Origin of the sequence: Bacillus sp. T33-2 (assembly GCF_002860205.1) — a bacterium.
Lineage (GTDB): Bacteria > Bacillota > Bacilli > Bacillales > Cytobacillaceae > T33-2.
The window spans coordinates 68,871-82,229 of sequence record NZ_PGVB01000002.1 but is presented as its reverse complement, the minus strand read 5'-3'; the positions used below and the strand labels follow the sequence as shown (position 1 = coordinate 82,229).

The window sequence follows — 13,359 nt, the reverse complement described above, 5'->3', positions numbered from 1 at the left end:
ATCAATATAACAGGTCGCTCAAAATATCGCTGGCTAATTTTATATAACAGGAGGGCTATAACATGCCTACATATAAACTAAATGAAGAGAAAAAGGGAATAGAAATATATTTCGATGAAAAGCCAACAGAAACAATTAGAGAGCAATTAAAGACTTGTTCTTTTCGCTGGTCTGGTCGTTCTAAATGTTGGTATGCAAAGCAAAACGAAAACACTTTAAACCTGGCTAAACTCATTACAGGCGCAGACACGCCAGAAGAAAACGAATATAACAGCAGCGATATAACAGATGAGGCTCTCAGTTACCCATATATCGATATAGATGATAATTATACTTACGTTGTAGATCAGCAATTACAGGATAGGGAACATGATGGAAACTGGATAATGCGAAGTTCTAAACCGGATAGAACAAAGGAGATTCAAGAATATTTTACTCAGTTAACATGCGAAGTAAAAGAAATTATATCGACAATCAGTAACGAATATATAATTTATCAACTAAAGAAAACCCTTCAGTATTACAAGAAACATTATTTTAATAACTATGTAGCAAGGTTAAAAAATAGGGCTGATTCCCCTTCATGGCTCGTAACAGGCAGAGGAGGAAGAAACAGCACCAGAGATCAAAAAATGAATAACAGGTACGACAAACTAATGCAAGAGTATATTGAACTTGATAATGACTACAAAAGGCGTATAAGTGCACTTACAAGCAAAATCAGGAAAGAAAAAGAACAGGCTATCAGGCAGCAAATAGAACAAACAGAAGTAAATATAACATTTAAGACGGAAACAAAGGAATTCACTTACATGAACATGAAGGAAAAGAAAAGGGTTTATGTACATGAGGAATACTGGATATGTAAACTTTGGGCATGTTTTAGAGTCTTCAAGAATGGAAAAGAGGTTCATTCAATGAAAACAGCCGACAAGCTTGAAGACGCTAAAAAGTATGTAACTATGTTAGTAATACAAGAACGGCAAGCAAGCTAATTTTCATATAACAGGTAACATAGGGAGGATTGAACACACTCTCCTTCCTATGTTTGAAATTCTGTATAACAGGACGTAAAAAATCGAACTGGGAGGTTTTACATATGATCCATTCATTCAGACAACATAACAGGAATGTACCATGCTATCATGTAACATCAGTGAACACTGAGACAGGCGAATTTAAATCATTTAACTATGACATTATCAATTATTCAGGTAAGCAATATCTTTTAAAATTTAGCGAATATGAAACATGCACATTTGAAATGGGATACAAAAAACCAAATGATTTTATAAAGCGAGCCAAGGAATTAAACTATAAAAAATTCGATATAACAGAGCTTGATCAATATCCAGTGTGGAATCCTGATTCTATGCATAACAGCAACCCTAAATTCGAGCTGGAGGATCAATAATGTACATCCGTACTGAAACAAACGGCAATATAACAGATGTTAAAACAAGAATATTAAATATAAGTTATAACATAGGCTTGATTGATGAGGTTTCACCAGGCTACTACCGTGCTTATTCATACGATAGCACACGTTTAAAGGCTAATCAGGTTCAAGATAAACCTTACCTATTCATAACCTTTGAGGACGCTAAAAAGGCTATTGTAGAAGCATTTGAGGCTATACAAATATGAAATGGAAAGGAGGAAAGAAGAATATAACAAGGCTAACGGAAAAGAGTGAGTCAAAGGCAACTAGGGAATTGAGAGAAATGACTGAAAAGTTATTAAAATTAATTAGAAATAATTGAAAGGAGTATAACAGATGAGAAAAATATTTACAACTTCCATAACAGTGCCAGCCTGGATACATTACATAATGCTTGCTTACATAGTATTTAGTTGCTTTTATAACATGTTGAAATAGGAAGGGGATGAGCTAAATGATCAAAAAACAAAACTTAATTAACTGGTTATGTCATCAGATTGACATGGAATGGTCTTGCGTTGAAGATTTGGAATTAACAGAAGGGGAAGAGAATCAGTTTGGCAGAGGTAAAATTGCAGCCTGGGAGCAATTGTTGAAGGAATTACAGAAACGAACATAAGACAGTGGAATCATGGAGAAGTTCTGTATCCATATGGGGGTTACGATTAATAAAACAATGAGGAGTGTATGTGAAAATGTTTGTGACAAAATACAGTCAAGTAGATTCATTATTTAAGGATAGAGAAAAAGCAGATCAGGCAATGCATTGCTTTGTAAAAAGCGGTTTTGTTAGAATGCCGGATTATGCAAAAGTTGAAGTAAGGAAGTTTATGGAGGCTTTAAACTCATTAGAACTTACATATACAGTTAAACATACATATAAAACTGACAGTTCTAAATACAGCTTTGGAGTTTATGAGTTTATGGCTGAGGGCTTTATTGACGATAGAAAATAATTAAACAATTTAAGTAAATAGGTTAAAAAAATCGTAACTCCCAACCTGGATACAGAATAAAATATTTTGAAAGAAGGTTAAATATGAAAACCCTTGATGAACTTTATACTGAAAGTGATTATTTTGATAAAGAACATAGAAGAGTATTGAACGAAATATTCCACCATCCTGATTTCATTAAGCAGCATTTTAAAAAATTGAAACTAAATGATTCTCTTTTATACATAAATTATCTAATAAAAGATATTGGTATTGTCTATTCTGGGTTGTATCAACATAGATACACTATTAAAGGTAAGCATTATCTAATGAAAGATTATAATTATGATGGTCATTTCGCAGATATTATATTTTTCACAGGTGGACAAAGTGAAAGTGATTCTGATGAGAATAATTATACTGAATTTAAACCAAATCAGTATAAGCGATTGTTAAAAATTTTAAAGATATACTTTTCAAATAAACTTGATCCAAAAATATTAAACGATTTATTAGAAAAAGAAAATTTAGAAGATTTTGTAGCCGTAGGTTTTTTGTTATTCTTAAATCGTTTTATTCATACTAAATAACATAACTGAGAGACATTGTAGGAGAGGAAGCTGCAGTAGTGGCTTTGACCTTGATGGAATTAACTAAGGAAAGAAGTTGTTGAACGGGGAGGTTTTTATGTCCGCTGAATTAAATGCTGTTAGAAGCTGTGAGGATTGTGGATTTTTCAAGGAATACATTAACAGAAGAAAAATGGAGGAATTGCAAACAGATAATGTTATATGGTTTTGGCATTGTGAGAATCAAAATACACCCTCTGAAATTAAGAACTTAAATTTTGCTACCCAGTGTCAATATTATGACGATGAATCATGGATGAAATAACACAGTCAAATTTACATAACTGCCGACATATAAAAAACTAGCTCTTCATAAAGAAAGGGGAAATTTTTTGGATAAAATACTAAATCACATCCTATCTCCAAAAGATAAAATAATCAAATACGGGAATATAGTCGAGGAAGTGTTAATGGAATTAAAAATGATTACATCTCTTTATAATTACATTCAAGTTGTAACTAAATACTATGATGATGAAGAAAGACCTTATGTAAACACCTGGGTTGACATTGAAGGAATGGGTTATGGTTGGGCTTGGATGGCTTACGAAGAAAAAGACTGGCATAAGATGATGTCTAAAATGGTAGCATGTGAAGCTGATAGAATGTTAAAGGATATGGAGAATACACTTTACTTTGTTTATGAAGACGAAAAAGTTAAAACATATCATTTCATTACGTTAGATGGTTTGTATAGAACCGATGTAATAATTAGTTTCTCTAATACTGAAATTTACCGATGAACAAAATTAAGTACAAAGGAGGTAAGATTTTTTGCTTAAAAAAGATTTTGTGTGGGCAATTTCGGGAGTACAATACAAAGTTAAAAATGTACCATATTACGAAATGGATGCTCCTGAAAAAGAATATCTTGATTTAGATGTGACTATAAAATTAGCTGCAATTAGAGATTTGATGTATGCGAATGAAATTCCGCATGAAGTAGATTATGAAGATATAGATCATATTGAATTCTAATAAAAGTGACTTTTAAGGAGAATAATAGGAGGAGAGATTATGAACATAACAAAAGAAGTACTCAATGAGTTAAGGAGAACCCAACAAAAATCTAATTATGGCAGTCAGGCTCAAGAAATGTTTGTTGATGGATTATTCAATTATGGTAATTGGAATGGGGGAGATGGACTAATTAGACAGTTTTTTTCACAGTATAATGAAAATGGTTTGTTCTGTGATACAAAAGTCGATGATATTGATTTTATACATAATAACATTCACTTCTGGGGAGATATAATTATTACTCATTCTTGGTATGATGATCAAAACTATGCAACTGTTACGTTTGCAGGAACTTATGAAAACGATGGAATTCTAAACCCAGAGGATTATAAATTTGAAGATGTTGCATTCTTCACTTGGTATAAAAACAGAGGTAAAACAGATTCCGCAAGATACAATAGTAAAAGGATGACTGAGGAGCAATATTTGTTTGTACTAAATGCAATTCAAGAAGTAGGGTTTAATTTTAACACACGATAAAATACACATTATGTAGCAATTTAAAGGAGGTGATTTATTGAAGTTATCAGTGTAGATATGTTAGAACTTTTGAAATTAAATAATTAAACGGAGGAATGTGAGTGAATCATAATTTAGCAGTTAAAGAGGTTAATTTCAACGGGGACACTTTAATTGCAGCACAAGACAAGACAACTGAGAAAGTGTATGTTGGTGTGAGATGGGTATGCGAAGGTTTACAGTTAACAAGGGGGCAACTAAATAATGAAGTTAAGAAAGTCCAGGAGGATATAGTATTAAAAAAGCTTGCACGAAATTTAGTGCTAGATACTGGATACGGTTTTAAAGAGGTTCTTTGTATTGAATTAGAAGGTCTTCCTATTTGGTTGGCTAAAATATCCATAACACCAAAAATGCTAAAAGAATCATCCCATACAGTAGATAAGTTAGTTGAGTATCAACTTAAAGCAAAAGAAGTTTTAGCAAATGCATTTATACATAATATTACTCAAATCGTTCCAAAAACATATAAAGAAGCATTGTTAGCCTTAGTGGAAAGTATAGAAGAAAAAGAAAAACTTGAAGCAGAAAAGCAAATATTGCTCCCAAAGGCTGAAAGTTTTGATACGTTTATTGATGGATCAAATTTGCAGAAAATGAATGATGTCGCAAAAACGCTCGGCTACGGGAGGAATAAGTTGTTTGAATTCTTACGGGAGCAAAAAGTGTTAATGAAAGATAATATACCGTACCAAAATTATATTGATATGGGATATTTCGAGGTAAAAGAAACTCCAATAAGAAAAGGCTCATACATCTTTAATAAAGCACAGACATACGTTACTGCAAAGGGTGTAAACTACATTAATAAATTATTAAATAAACATAATATGCGTGTAGCTAAATAATCAGAAATAGAGACTGCCTTTTTTTAAAAAAAGAGGCTGTTTTTCTTTTGAATAAAAACTATGTTTTATACCAATCAAAATAAAATAATTAAATGAGATAAAATTAGTTGTATTTTTCCCTTGTTTGACTTATAATATAATTAAGAAAAGGAAAAACAAGGGAGAGATTCTAAAATGAATATTGTACAAATGTATGAATTGTGCAAGAAAATTTACAATGAGAACATCGACACATATGAGTACATCGGATTACGCTTTGAAGATAAACAAAGATCAATCGGTGAAATTTGCGAAAACAGCCGGAATAATACAGACAGGGAAGATGAAAGAGAATTCCCCGAATATGGAACGGATGAATATTTTGAACTTGAAGAGCTGGACGGCACATCGGCTTGGGATATGTCCGAAGAAAACATTTATAAAATTGGACGTTATGAAAATAGAGAAGATCATTGCAGTAGACATTTTGAAGCCTATCATTGCTATGTGATAGCAGGGAATAGATTAGGACACACATCTAACACTGTAATTGATGTAAATGAGATTGTCATAAAGGATGCTGTTGTAATAGCTAAAATATTCTAGTCTCTACATCATTTTTGTAGAGATTTTTTCTTTTCATTATAGTAAAATTATCCATATCGATAATAGAAGGTGAGGAAATGCCTAAAAGAAAAATAGACATAACAGATCAGAAATACGGAAGACTAACTGTATTACAAGAAGTTGCGCCGAATAAATATGCTAGAAGATACCTTTGTAAATGTGAATGTGGAAATGAAGCAGTTGTGTATATGAATGCTTTAAGAAAGGGAAATACTCAGTCGTGCGGATGTCTACAAAAAGAAAGAGTAAGCAACGGAAATTTTATTGATTTAACAGGTAAAAAGTTCGGGAAATTAACAACTAAATCAAGGCAAGGATCAAATAGAGGTAGAAAGGTAAACTGGCTTTGTTTGTGTGATTGTGGAAAGGAAATACTTGTTGCATCTGACCGATTATTAAACGGCATAACAAAATCTTGTGGCTGCTTAAGAGAAGAAAAAGGGAAAGCAGTACAAGAATATAATGAAAAAAATTTACGTGTAGATGAAGTATTTACACCTTTGTTGAAAAGTAAAATTAGATCCGATAATAGTACAGGTGTAAAAGGTGTCACAACTGTTAAAAGAAAAAATTCGATTAAATATCAAGCAAGAATTTATATAAAAAACGAAGCAATTTATCTGGGCACATTTGACACAATAGAAGAAGCAACAAAAGCAAGAAAAAAGGGTGAGGAAATATACCATAAGCCGTATTTAGATTAAAAATTGAAAAAAAAGGGGGGGGTAACTAGTTATGATCAAAGATCCTGGTGGCGGTAGACGTAGAAAACTAGACGGTGACAAACTTGGAGGCTAATGCAGCCTCTTTTTTTATGTTTGAAAAAACTTTAAAATAAAATAATTTAATACTTGATATTTATATATAGAGGGTTTATAATTACATTAAGAGTTAAGGAAATACATACCAACTAAAAATCTTGTGTGAATAAGGAGGAGCTTGCAATGGCTAGAAAACCAGTTGAAATTGAATTGGATAAGTGCATAATGCTAGAAAGTACTCTTAAAGAAACTGCTTTTACTACTCCTGATCTGTACGGGAAAATTATTGATGGAAGAGGTAACAAGCTAATTGGATTAAAAGGGGATGTTAAAAAATTAATTAAAGAAGCTATCAAAAAATACGAAGGCTATACTGTTGAATTATTCGGTAAAGTTAAATTTTGTGAAGAGGAAAAAGAAAATATCAAATACTTAAAGACTTTAATATGAAGTATCGGAGAGATGGAAGTATGAGTAAGGACATAGAAAAACAAATAAAACAGTTAGAAAAGAAAAAGCAATCATTAGTCAATAAGGGGGCTTGGATGGCAATATATATTCTTGATGCAAAGATTGAAACACTAAAGGATAAATTGTTGCCCAAATCATAGTTTAATATCTAATAACCATAAAATTTCCCTTTTAAAAGGATAGGAGGAAAAAAATAATGTATGGTAAAAATGTATTTGTAACTTTTAGAGGTAAATTAAGAACTATATTTGTATGTTGTAGTCCTAATACACCTGTTGCATCTTTAAAGGAAAGAGCATTGAAAAGATTACAAGAACTTGAGCAGAAATATGGTAGGGATTTTGAATGGGCATATGAAGGAATGAGTAAAGGATATAGAGTATAATTACAATATAACTTCTCTGTTATTTCCCTTATATGATGTAAGATAAGAATGAAGGGTGGCTCAGATAAATGAAAACAAATAGTAATCCCCTACGAAAGATAATTGGAACTATACGGGTTAAATATTCGCCTGATAGCTTATCCACCATAACTAAGGAAGTTTATGAATGTGGACATTACGCATCTCCAAAACAGGACATAATCGGTGAATATGCCGCAGTGAAGAGAAGGTGTAGTAAGTGTGGAAAAGATAAACCAGCTCAACTAACTAGAGAAGAGATCGAACTGGTTAAAGAAGGAAAGCAATTATTGAAGCTTGAATTGTTATAAATCTAATATCTTATCTTTAATATAAGGAGGATATGAAAATGGAAGAAAATATAATATGTGATTATTGTGATAAAAATAATACTGAAGAAAGTCTCAAGGGAGACGATGGCGTATTCTATGACACCAATAAAGGTAAGCACTATCTGTATATTGAACATTTTCGAAATGAAATTAGCAGGATTGAGGTAAATTACTGTCCTAAATGCGGATCTAAACTTAAGGCAAAGAAAACAGTAAAGAGGCTGAAAAAGCTTAGACTTGACTTCGGATATACAATTTATAGTCTAGCAGATAAATTAAAGGTTCATTATTCTTCTATTAGTTACTGGGAAAGTGGCGATAAATTTCCGAGACGTAAAAAAATGGAGGAATTAGAGGACTTGTTTGGGGTTAGTTATCGTGAGTTATTTAGTGATTTATCAGAGGTAGAAATTGCAGAATTAGAACAGCGTAAAAATGATCATGAATAATGCGATTTTATGAGGTGAAAGTAATGTGGAATTCAAATTGGGAAGGACTAGAGGAGCTAAAAGGAAAGTTTCCACTATTGGATAAGTTATATGAAGAGAGAATTTTTGGATTAGGTAAAGATGAAGAAACTGGAAATGTATATATCTTCGAAGCATGTGATGCATATTTCGGACAGAATTTAAGTGAAAAAGATTGTTTGGAACTAAGTGAGTTTTTTAAAGTGTTGTCAAAGTATGCAAAAGAAACCAAATAAAACGAATATTTTAACAGAAAGAGGGTGACGAACAATGAATAATAATTTTCACTTTCAAAGAAAATTAGAAGATGGCACTCAATTAGAAATAAGAATAAGGTTGAGCGATAAAGAATTTATTATTGATGATATTGGTGTCAAAGCAAAAAGAAAAAGAAACTTCTCATATTTAGGATCTGTAATATCGGATAGCCATTCATACAGAGGCTTAGATTTTAAAGAAAGGCAACAATATAAGCTTAAAAAGTTCATAGAAGTTTGTGGAATAGAAATGTTAAATGAATGTTTGGAAGAGGCTTGGTTACAAATTAAGCCTAATAAACTCATATAAAATGACAATTTCATTCTAAATTAAAAGGGGAGATTTACAGTGAAAATAGTTAGTGAAATTCTTACTTATGAATATCAAACAAAGGAAGAGAGAAGACAACATAGAGAAGAAATGGAGAAACAAGGATATAAAATTTTAGAGGAGTTAGTTTCATTAGATTTTACTGGACATGAACATATTCTATGTAAGTACATTATTAATAGAAAGGGATATAAGGGAAATTCAATTATTAAGGGTTCAATAAAATAACTAATTTAAAGGAAAAGGAAGGATGAAGGCTATGAAAAGAAGTATCGGTGATAAAGTAAAAATTAATCCTTATAATCGGATTGAAGGTGAAATAATCAGTCGTAAAGATAAGGCAAACGAAAATCATTCAGGATTTGATTATATTGTAAAATTGAATATTCCTCAACCCACCAAAGATACAATTTACACATTTAACTATGACAAAGAAAAAGGCTATTGGTGGCAGTTCTTCAATGATAAAGAGTTAGACATTCTGGAACAAAATTATGAAGCAGTATCTCAGGACAGGGCAGTTTAATTAAATAATTAATTTATAAGAGATTGGAGTTGAAAATAATATGATAGTTGGAACAGTTATTTCAAAAGATAATGGATTGCACGTTGTGACAAGAGTTATTAATGATAGTGTTATAATGAACACTCAGCCTTTAGAGGAATATATCAGTAGAAATGTAATGATAAAATATGGTGGAGAATTTAAAACGATCAAAGAAATAATAGATATAGAAAGTGATAAGTATCTGTCCAATAGGAAAGTTATTGATGTTTAATAAAAATATCAGAGGTGAATAACAATGAATGAATATTTTGTCATTTACACTGATCCAGTAATTTATCAGGAAATTGCTCGACTGGTTTATGGCAGTTCACAAACTGAAATAAAAAACGGTATAAACATTCTGAACTAAACATAATATCAATTAAACAAATATAACTGAAAGGAGATCGTTAAATGGCTTACATAATGACAGGAGTTATAATTTTAATACTGTATGCTGCCATAGGTTTTACTTTCCAGAAAACAGGAATTGCAAACCTTAAATAAGTCTTAAAATTAAATATACAAATATAAAACAATAAGTTAAAATAAAGGAGAGGATGAAAATGGATATAAGCCCAATCATCGAAACATTAAAGGCAAGAGCAACAACAATCAGAGACACAATCAACCTAAGACAAACGACTGAACCGGATGAATCAAGCTGGAAGTACAGTACAACAGAAGAGTTATACGGCAGGCTATTGGAGATTCAGAACACATTAGCAATGCTGGAGAAGTTGTCATAACAGCCAGGAGGGAATATCCCTCTTTGGCTACATAACAGGAGGTTAGGAATAATGCCAGCTCATTTAGATTATTATCTTGTAAGGTTTGTTGATCTAAACAGTGGACAGTTTTATGAGGAAGAAATGAGCAGAACAAGGATTGAACTTCTAAAATTATCTAATAACATCGGCAACAACATTCAAATTCTGAATAAGTCTTATACACGGACAGAAAGTTTGGTAGGAAGGTAATAGAATCTAATTCTAATTTTATTCAGAAGGGGATGAAAAAGTGATATGAAAATCAAGAGAGATTCTGTTAGTTATAATCAAGATGCAAATGTAGCAGATAAAGAAGTGCAAACATTGTTAGATAAAGGCTATGTCATCACAGAAACTTATTGGAATGACTTTGATTGTGGGCAAATATTAGAACTTCCTGATGCAGATAATGATGTTTTGGAAAGGCACTATGACCATGTAAAAAGGTGCGAAGAACAAGCAAGTTGGAGAAAGAAGCATTTTGGTTGGAACTAATAAAATGTTGAATTTAGATAAAAATCTGATTTTAAAGGAGAGAAGAAAATGAGTTGGGATATTACATTAATAGAAAAGAAATTAGTTGAATTCGAGGTTGCTGACATTGGGAATTACACTTATAACGTATCAAAAATGTACGGTGCTGCTATGGGTAAGACTATGAGTGACTTTCATGGAATGGAGGCTTTTAATGCAGTAGATATATTAAGTAAGGGTTTCTGTGAAATGAGAGATAATCCAGAAAAATATAAGGCTATGAATCCATCTAATGGCTGGGGAAATTACGAAGGAGCATTGCAATATTTGGAGAAATTACTCTTAGCGTGCATTGAAAATCCAAATTCAATAATTAACGTTTATTAAAAATCTTTCATAAAGAAATGAGGAAAGAAAATGGAACTTCATTACTGGGAGAAACAATTAATACTGTACACTAAGAATCATTTTCCACGGACTGATTATGAAAAGGATTTGAAAAGGTTTCCTGCTGAACTATACGTACTTTCCATAGAACACACTGATGATTATAATGTACTCGGAATGGTTGTAAGACTATATCAAAAGTTAGTTGATAACGGACATATCCGGTTTACACTTGAAAAATTCATTGACAATATATTTAGGAGAGCATCATTTGAACGACATAAAAATGAAGTTGCTTATGTTGATGTGTTAAGACAAATGTTGGCTGAATTCCAAGGACTCCAGGTACGTGATGGTGAAAGTGTGATTTTGGATTTAGGAAAAGCAGATGAAGAAATGAAGGCTGCAATTGAAGAAGATATGGATAAAGAAATTACAATCTAATATCCATTTTATATTAAAAAAGGGAGAGAATGAATTTGAGTGAAACAGTTCATTATAAAGGTGTTTTAAAAAAGGTCGAAAGACATGAAGATGAAACGTTAGAAGAACAATGTAAAAGATTATTGAATAATAAAGATCTTCCGTCATACTTTGATAACTATCAAGAATACTTTTCAGATGAATATTATTATAAGTTTACTATTCAAAACGGTGTTATTTACAGCATTGAAAAAGAAGATGTTGATCCAGATATCGATATTTTTAACGCAAGTGTTGGAGATAATGGCGAAATTAACTTTGAAGTTAGATATTACAACGGTGGTTGTGGTTTTGATGAAGCGATTGAAGAAGCAATAAAAACCATCAAATAAAAGATTGATTTGATTATCATTCAGCAAGCAGGATTTTATTCCTGCTGTGAGAAACTTATATGAATAGGATTCTGATAGCAGTAATAAAATTAAATGAAATAATTAAAAGGAGATGACTGAACATGGAGTTAGAAACAAAGAAAGTAAGTCGCTTCAAAAGTAAGGTATTTTGGCTGAAGGTTGTCGGTTTGCTAGTGCTTTTATCAATCTTTTATAACATTGGTGTTTCTGGTGCAAAGATCACCTTAGAAGAAAAGAAAGTAAATTACGATGAACTCGTTAAAGAAATAAGAGCAAAAGAAAAAGAGGTTGATGAGACAAAACAGAAAATAGCAGACGTAGAGTTTGAATTAAAAGAGATTGAAGAAGAATTTAATGCAAAGCAAGCAGAGTTTGAAGAAGCTAAGAAGGTTGTTGAAAACAAGCAATCAATCGAAAATGATATTGCTAAATTAAACAGTGATCTAGAAACAAAAAAAGGTGAGATTGCAGCTATAGATGCAAACATTAAAGCTAAAAATGATGAGTTAGCGAGTATCACAGGGCAGATTCAGGAAAAGAAAGATGCTCCAAAACAATTACCTGCTGGCAACTTTACTGTTGGAAAAGATATACCTGCAGGTAGATATAAAGTTGTACCAGTTGGTCAGGGTAGTAATTTTATAGTGTACAGTGGAAGTGGAAGACTAAAGGTTAATACGATTCTTGGCTCATTTGGAGTTGGTGAATATGTGTTCGATGCAGCAGAAGGCGACAACATTCAAACTGAAGCACCTGCAAAATTTATCGCAGTTGAGTAGTGAAATGAAAATAACGGGCTGGGGGATCATCACTAGCCTGTAACCAAAAAGGTAAGCAAATTGTCGCATTACTAACTACTACTAAAATTGGTATAATTATCCCTATAAGGAGGATGATTGTAATGTTTTTAGATTTGTTATCGTATTATATAGGGGCTTTAATTTATGCATTTTTCATTTATTATGCAGTCATGTGGGTAGTGAGATTTGCAACTAGAAAGAAGTTGGAAAGATTCAAAGAAGCAATTTACTCTTTTATTGTTTCTCTCATAATTACAGCAATATTGACTGAAGTTCTATATATCTGGGAAGTTACATTAATTCACCATTTTCCAATGTTAATTCTTGTTTTTTTCTTCGACTATAGAGCCAATAAATATGTCAAATGTCCACAATGCGCAGAAAAAATCAAAGTTGAAGCGAACAGGTGTAAACACTGTCATACAACATTTCAGCCGAAAGAGGACGTAAATTTAACAGTATGAAAGCAACTCTCAAATTAACCTTCCAAAATTTAAAAAGGTGATTATGTTGAACACACAAACT

The 13,359-nt window shown here is 31.9% G+C and carries 30 protein-coding genes; all 30 read left to right on the top strand.

Annotation, left to right across the window (positions count from 1 at the left end):
- The first annotated feature begins 62 nt into the window (after positions 1-62).
- The 30 genes from CVD19_RS00675 to CVD19_RS00540 all read left to right on the top strand — a co-directional run bounded on the left by CVD19_RS00675 (position 63) and on the right by CVD19_RS00540 (position 12,813).
- A complete protein-coding gene (locus CVD19_RS00675; protein WP_101579949.1) occupies positions 63-995 on the top strand; it encodes a hypothetical protein in 933 nt (310 codons plus the stop codon).
- A 104-nt stretch (positions 996-1,099) separates the two neighbouring features.
- The gene (locus CVD19_RS00670) at positions 1,100-1,414 is read left to right on the top strand and encodes a hypothetical protein (protein ID WP_101579948.1); all 315 of its coding nucleotides are present in this window, start codon (positions 1,100-1,102) and stop codon (positions 1,412-1,414) included.
- A complete protein-coding gene (locus tag CVD19_RS00665) occupies positions 1,414-1,647 on the top strand; it encodes a hypothetical protein (protein WP_101579947.1) in 234 nt (77 codons plus the stop codon). The genes CVD19_RS00670 and CVD19_RS00665 overlap by 1 nt, the downstream gene beginning before the upstream one ends.
- A 248-nt stretch (positions 1,648-1,895) precedes the next feature.
- Entirely contained in the window at positions 1,896-2,060 is a 165-nt protein-coding gene (locus tag CVD19_RS24430) for a hypothetical protein (RefSeq protein WP_180953457.1), read from the top strand.
- A gap of 76 nt (positions 2,061-2,136) precedes the next feature.
- The gene (locus CVD19_RS00660) at positions 2,137-2,397 is read left to right on the top strand and encodes a hypothetical protein (protein WP_101579946.1); all 261 of its coding nucleotides are present in this window, start codon (positions 2,137-2,139) and stop codon (positions 2,395-2,397) included.
- An 83-nt stretch (positions 2,398-2,480) separates the two neighbouring features.
- Entirely contained in the window at positions 2,481-2,966 is a 486-nt protein-coding gene (locus tag CVD19_RS00655) for a hypothetical protein (protein ID WP_101579945.1), read from the top strand.
- Positions 2,967-3,063: 97 nt separating this feature from the next.
- On the top strand, positions 3,064-3,270 hold the full coding sequence (locus CVD19_RS00650) for a hypothetical protein (protein ID WP_101579944.1): 207 nt from the start codon (positions 3,064-3,066) through the stop codon (positions 3,268-3,270).
- Between the two features lie 67 nt (positions 3,271-3,337).
- Positions 3,338-3,748 (top strand): hypothetical protein, encoded by a 411-nt coding sequence (locus tag CVD19_RS00645; protein WP_101579943.1) that lies wholly within the window; start codon positions 3,338-3,340, stop codon positions 3,746-3,748.
- 31 nt (positions 3,749-3,779) lie between these two features.
- Positions 3,780-3,983 (top strand): hypothetical protein, encoded by a 204-nt coding sequence (locus tag CVD19_RS00640; RefSeq protein WP_101579942.1) that lies wholly within the window; start codon positions 3,780-3,782, stop codon positions 3,981-3,983.
- A gap of 39 nt (positions 3,984-4,022) precedes the next feature.
- The gene (locus CVD19_RS00635) at positions 4,023-4,505 is read left to right on the top strand and encodes a hypothetical protein (RefSeq protein ID WP_101579941.1); all 483 of its coding nucleotides are present in this window, start codon (positions 4,023-4,025) and stop codon (positions 4,503-4,505) included.
- Positions 4,506-4,606: 101 nt separating this feature from the next.
- Positions 4,607-5,392 (top strand): phage antirepressor KilAC domain-containing protein, encoded by a 786-nt coding sequence (locus CVD19_RS00630; protein ID WP_101579940.1) that lies wholly within the window; start codon positions 4,607-4,609, stop codon positions 5,390-5,392.
- Between the two features lie 174 nt (positions 5,393-5,566).
- Positions 5,567-5,977, top strand: coding sequence for a hypothetical protein (locus tag CVD19_RS00625; RefSeq protein WP_101579939.1), 411 nt, complete (start codon positions 5,567-5,569; stop codon positions 5,975-5,977).
- A 77-nt stretch (positions 5,978-6,054) separates the two neighbouring features.
- On the top strand, positions 6,055-6,702 hold the full coding sequence (locus CVD19_RS00620) for a hypothetical protein (protein WP_101579938.1): 648 nt from the start codon (positions 6,055-6,057) through the stop codon (positions 6,700-6,702).
- Positions 6,703-6,942: 240 nt separating this feature from the next.
- Positions 6,943-7,209 carry a hypothetical protein gene (locus tag CVD19_RS00615; protein WP_101579937.1) on the top strand — a complete coding sequence of 89 codons (267 nt, stop codon included), beginning with the start codon at positions 6,943-6,945 and terminating at the stop codon, positions 7,207-7,209.
- A 20-nt stretch (positions 7,210-7,229) separates the two neighbouring features.
- Positions 7,230-7,370 (top strand): hypothetical protein, encoded by a 141-nt coding sequence (locus CVD19_RS24425; protein ID WP_180953456.1) that lies wholly within the window; start codon positions 7,230-7,232, stop codon positions 7,368-7,370.
- 56 nt (positions 7,371-7,426) lie between these two features.
- Positions 7,427-7,615 carry a hypothetical protein gene (locus tag CVD19_RS00610; RefSeq protein WP_101579936.1) on the top strand — a complete coding sequence of 63 codons (189 nt, stop codon included), beginning with the start codon at positions 7,427-7,429 and terminating at the stop codon, positions 7,613-7,615.
- A 68-nt stretch (positions 7,616-7,683) separates the two neighbouring features.
- On the top strand, positions 7,684-7,944 hold the full coding sequence (locus tag CVD19_RS00605; RefSeq protein ID WP_101579935.1) for a hypothetical protein: 261 nt from the start codon (positions 7,684-7,686) through the stop codon (positions 7,942-7,944).
- A 38-nt stretch (positions 7,945-7,982) separates the two neighbouring features.
- A complete protein-coding gene (locus CVD19_RS00600; protein WP_101579934.1) occupies positions 7,983-8,414 on the top strand; it encodes a helix-turn-helix domain-containing protein in 432 nt (143 codons plus the stop codon).
- 23 nt (positions 8,415-8,437) lie between these two features.
- The gene (locus CVD19_RS00595; RefSeq protein ID WP_101579933.1) at positions 8,438-8,668 is read left to right on the top strand and encodes a hypothetical protein; all 231 of its coding nucleotides are present in this window, start codon (positions 8,438-8,440) and stop codon (positions 8,666-8,668) included.
- Positions 8,669-8,702: 34 nt separating this feature from the next.
- Complete coding sequence (locus tag CVD19_RS00590) at positions 8,703-8,999, top strand: hypothetical protein (RefSeq protein WP_101579932.1); 297 nt, start codon at positions 8,703-8,705, stop codon at positions 8,997-8,999.
- Positions 9,000-9,038: 39 nt separating this feature from the next.
- Positions 9,039-9,248 carry a hypothetical protein gene (locus CVD19_RS00585; RefSeq protein ID WP_101579931.1) on the top strand — a complete coding sequence of 70 codons (210 nt, stop codon included), beginning with the start codon at positions 9,039-9,041 and terminating at the stop codon, positions 9,246-9,248.
- Positions 9,249-9,279: 31 nt separating this feature from the next.
- The gene (locus tag CVD19_RS00580; protein WP_101579930.1) at positions 9,280-9,546 is read left to right on the top strand and encodes a hypothetical protein; all 267 of its coding nucleotides are present in this window, start codon (positions 9,280-9,282) and stop codon (positions 9,544-9,546) included.
- Between the two features lie 40 nt (positions 9,547-9,586).
- On the top strand, positions 9,587-9,799 hold the full coding sequence (locus CVD19_RS00575) for a hypothetical protein (RefSeq protein WP_101579929.1): 213 nt from the start codon (positions 9,587-9,589) through the stop codon (positions 9,797-9,799).
- Positions 9,800-10,133: 334 nt separating this feature from the next.
- The gene (locus CVD19_RS00570) at positions 10,134-10,316 is read left to right on the top strand and encodes a hypothetical protein (RefSeq protein WP_101579928.1); all 183 of its coding nucleotides are present in this window, start codon (positions 10,134-10,136) and stop codon (positions 10,314-10,316) included.
- 51 nt (positions 10,317-10,367) lie between these two features.
- On the top strand, positions 10,368-10,547 hold the full coding sequence (locus CVD19_RS00565) for a hypothetical protein (RefSeq protein WP_101579927.1): 180 nt from the start codon (positions 10,368-10,370) through the stop codon (positions 10,545-10,547).
- A 45-nt stretch (positions 10,548-10,592) separates the two neighbouring features.
- Positions 10,593-10,832 carry a hypothetical protein gene (locus CVD19_RS00560; RefSeq protein WP_101579926.1) on the top strand — a complete coding sequence of 80 codons (240 nt, stop codon included), beginning with the start codon at positions 10,593-10,595 and terminating at the stop codon, positions 10,830-10,832.
- A 48-nt stretch (positions 10,833-10,880) separates the two neighbouring features.
- Entirely contained in the window at positions 10,881-11,198 is a 318-nt protein-coding gene (locus tag CVD19_RS00555; protein WP_101579925.1) for a hypothetical protein, read from the top strand.
- A gap of 30 nt (positions 11,199-11,228) precedes the next feature.
- The gene (locus CVD19_RS00550; protein ID WP_101579924.1) at positions 11,229-11,642 is read left to right on the top strand and encodes a hypothetical protein; all 414 of its coding nucleotides are present in this window, start codon (positions 11,229-11,231) and stop codon (positions 11,640-11,642) included.
- Between the two features lie 35 nt (positions 11,643-11,677).
- Positions 11,678-12,013 (top strand): hypothetical protein, encoded by a 336-nt coding sequence (locus CVD19_RS00545; protein WP_101579923.1) that lies wholly within the window; start codon positions 11,678-11,680, stop codon positions 12,011-12,013.
- A 122-nt stretch (positions 12,014-12,135) separates the two neighbouring features.
- Positions 12,136-12,813 (top strand): hypothetical protein, encoded by a 678-nt coding sequence (locus CVD19_RS00540; RefSeq protein ID WP_101579922.1) that lies wholly within the window; start codon positions 12,136-12,138, stop codon positions 12,811-12,813.
- The last annotated feature ends 546 nt before the right edge of the window (positions 12,814-13,359 follow it).

What these genes read in the sequence shown, in the direction of transcription:
- CVD19_RS00675 (WP_101579949.1), top strand. Translation starts at nt 63, where the DNA reads ATGCCTACATATAAACTAAATGAAGAGAAAAAGGGAATAGAAATATAT.
- CVD19_RS00670 (WP_101579948.1), top strand. Translation starts at nt 1,100, where the DNA reads ATGATCCATTCATTCAGACAACATAACAGGAATGTACCATGCTATCAT.
- CVD19_RS00665 (WP_101579947.1), top strand. Translation starts at nt 1,414, where the DNA reads ATGTACATCCGTACTGAAACAAACGGCAATATAACAGATGTTAAAACA.
- CVD19_RS24430 (WP_180953457.1), top strand. Translation starts at nt 1,896, where the DNA reads ATGATCAAAAAACAAAACTTAATTAACTGGTTATGTCATCAGATTGAC.
- CVD19_RS00660 (WP_101579946.1), top strand. Translation starts at nt 2,137, where the DNA reads ATGTTTGTGACAAAATACAGTCAAGTAGATTCATTATTTAAGGATAGA.
- CVD19_RS00655 (WP_101579945.1), top strand. Translation starts at nt 2,481, where the DNA reads ATGAAAACCCTTGATGAACTTTATACTGAAAGTGATTATTTTGATAAA.
- CVD19_RS00650 (WP_101579944.1), top strand. Translation starts at nt 3,064, where the DNA reads ATGTCCGCTGAATTAAATGCTGTTAGAAGCTGTGAGGATTGTGGATTT.
- CVD19_RS00635 (WP_101579941.1), top strand. Translation starts at nt 4,023, where the DNA reads ATGAACATAACAAAAGAAGTACTCAATGAGTTAAGGAGAACCCAACAA.
- CVD19_RS00625 (WP_101579939.1), top strand. Translation starts at nt 5,567, where the DNA reads ATGAATATTGTACAAATGTATGAATTGTGCAAGAAAATTTACAATGAG.
- CVD19_RS00620 (WP_101579938.1), top strand. Translation starts at nt 6,055, where the DNA reads ATGCCTAAAAGAAAAATAGACATAACAGATCAGAAATACGGAAGACTA.
- CVD19_RS00615 (WP_101579937.1), top strand. Translation starts at nt 6,943, where the DNA reads ATGGCTAGAAAACCAGTTGAAATTGAATTGGATAAGTGCATAATGCTA.
- CVD19_RS24425 (WP_180953456.1), top strand. Translation starts at nt 7,230, where the DNA reads ATGAGTAAGGACATAGAAAAACAAATAAAACAGTTAGAAAAGAAAAAG.
- CVD19_RS00610 (WP_101579936.1), top strand. Translation starts at nt 7,427, where the DNA reads ATGTATGGTAAAAATGTATTTGTAACTTTTAGAGGTAAATTAAGAACT.
- CVD19_RS00605 (WP_101579935.1), top strand. Translation starts at nt 7,684, where the DNA reads ATGAAAACAAATAGTAATCCCCTACGAAAGATAATTGGAACTATACGG.
- CVD19_RS00600 (WP_101579934.1), top strand. Translation starts at nt 7,983, where the DNA reads ATGGAAGAAAATATAATATGTGATTATTGTGATAAAAATAATACTGAA.
- CVD19_RS00595 (WP_101579933.1), top strand. Translation starts at nt 8,438, where the DNA reads ATGTGGAATTCAAATTGGGAAGGACTAGAGGAGCTAAAAGGAAAGTTT.
- CVD19_RS00590 (WP_101579932.1), top strand. Translation starts at nt 8,703, where the DNA reads ATGAATAATAATTTTCACTTTCAAAGAAAATTAGAAGATGGCACTCAA.
- CVD19_RS00580 (WP_101579930.1), top strand. Translation starts at nt 9,280, where the DNA reads ATGAAAAGAAGTATCGGTGATAAAGTAAAAATTAATCCTTATAATCGG.
- CVD19_RS00575 (WP_101579929.1), top strand. Translation starts at nt 9,587, where the DNA reads ATGATAGTTGGAACAGTTATTTCAAAAGATAATGGATTGCACGTTGTG.
- CVD19_RS00570 (WP_101579928.1), top strand. Translation starts at nt 10,134, where the DNA reads ATGGATATAAGCCCAATCATCGAAACATTAAAGGCAAGAGCAACAACA.
- CVD19_RS00565 (WP_101579927.1), top strand. Translation starts at nt 10,368, where the DNA reads ATGCCAGCTCATTTAGATTATTATCTTGTAAGGTTTGTTGATCTAAAC.
- CVD19_RS00560 (WP_101579926.1), top strand. Translation starts at nt 10,593, where the DNA reads ATGAAAATCAAGAGAGATTCTGTTAGTTATAATCAAGATGCAAATGTA.
- CVD19_RS00555 (WP_101579925.1), top strand. Translation starts at nt 10,881, where the DNA reads ATGAGTTGGGATATTACATTAATAGAAAAGAAATTAGTTGAATTCGAG.
- CVD19_RS00550 (WP_101579924.1), top strand. Translation starts at nt 11,229, where the DNA reads ATGGAACTTCATTACTGGGAGAAACAATTAATACTGTACACTAAGAAT.
- CVD19_RS00540 (WP_101579922.1), top strand. Translation starts at nt 12,136, where the DNA reads ATGGAGTTAGAAACAAAGAAAGTAAGTCGCTTCAAAAGTAAGGTATTT.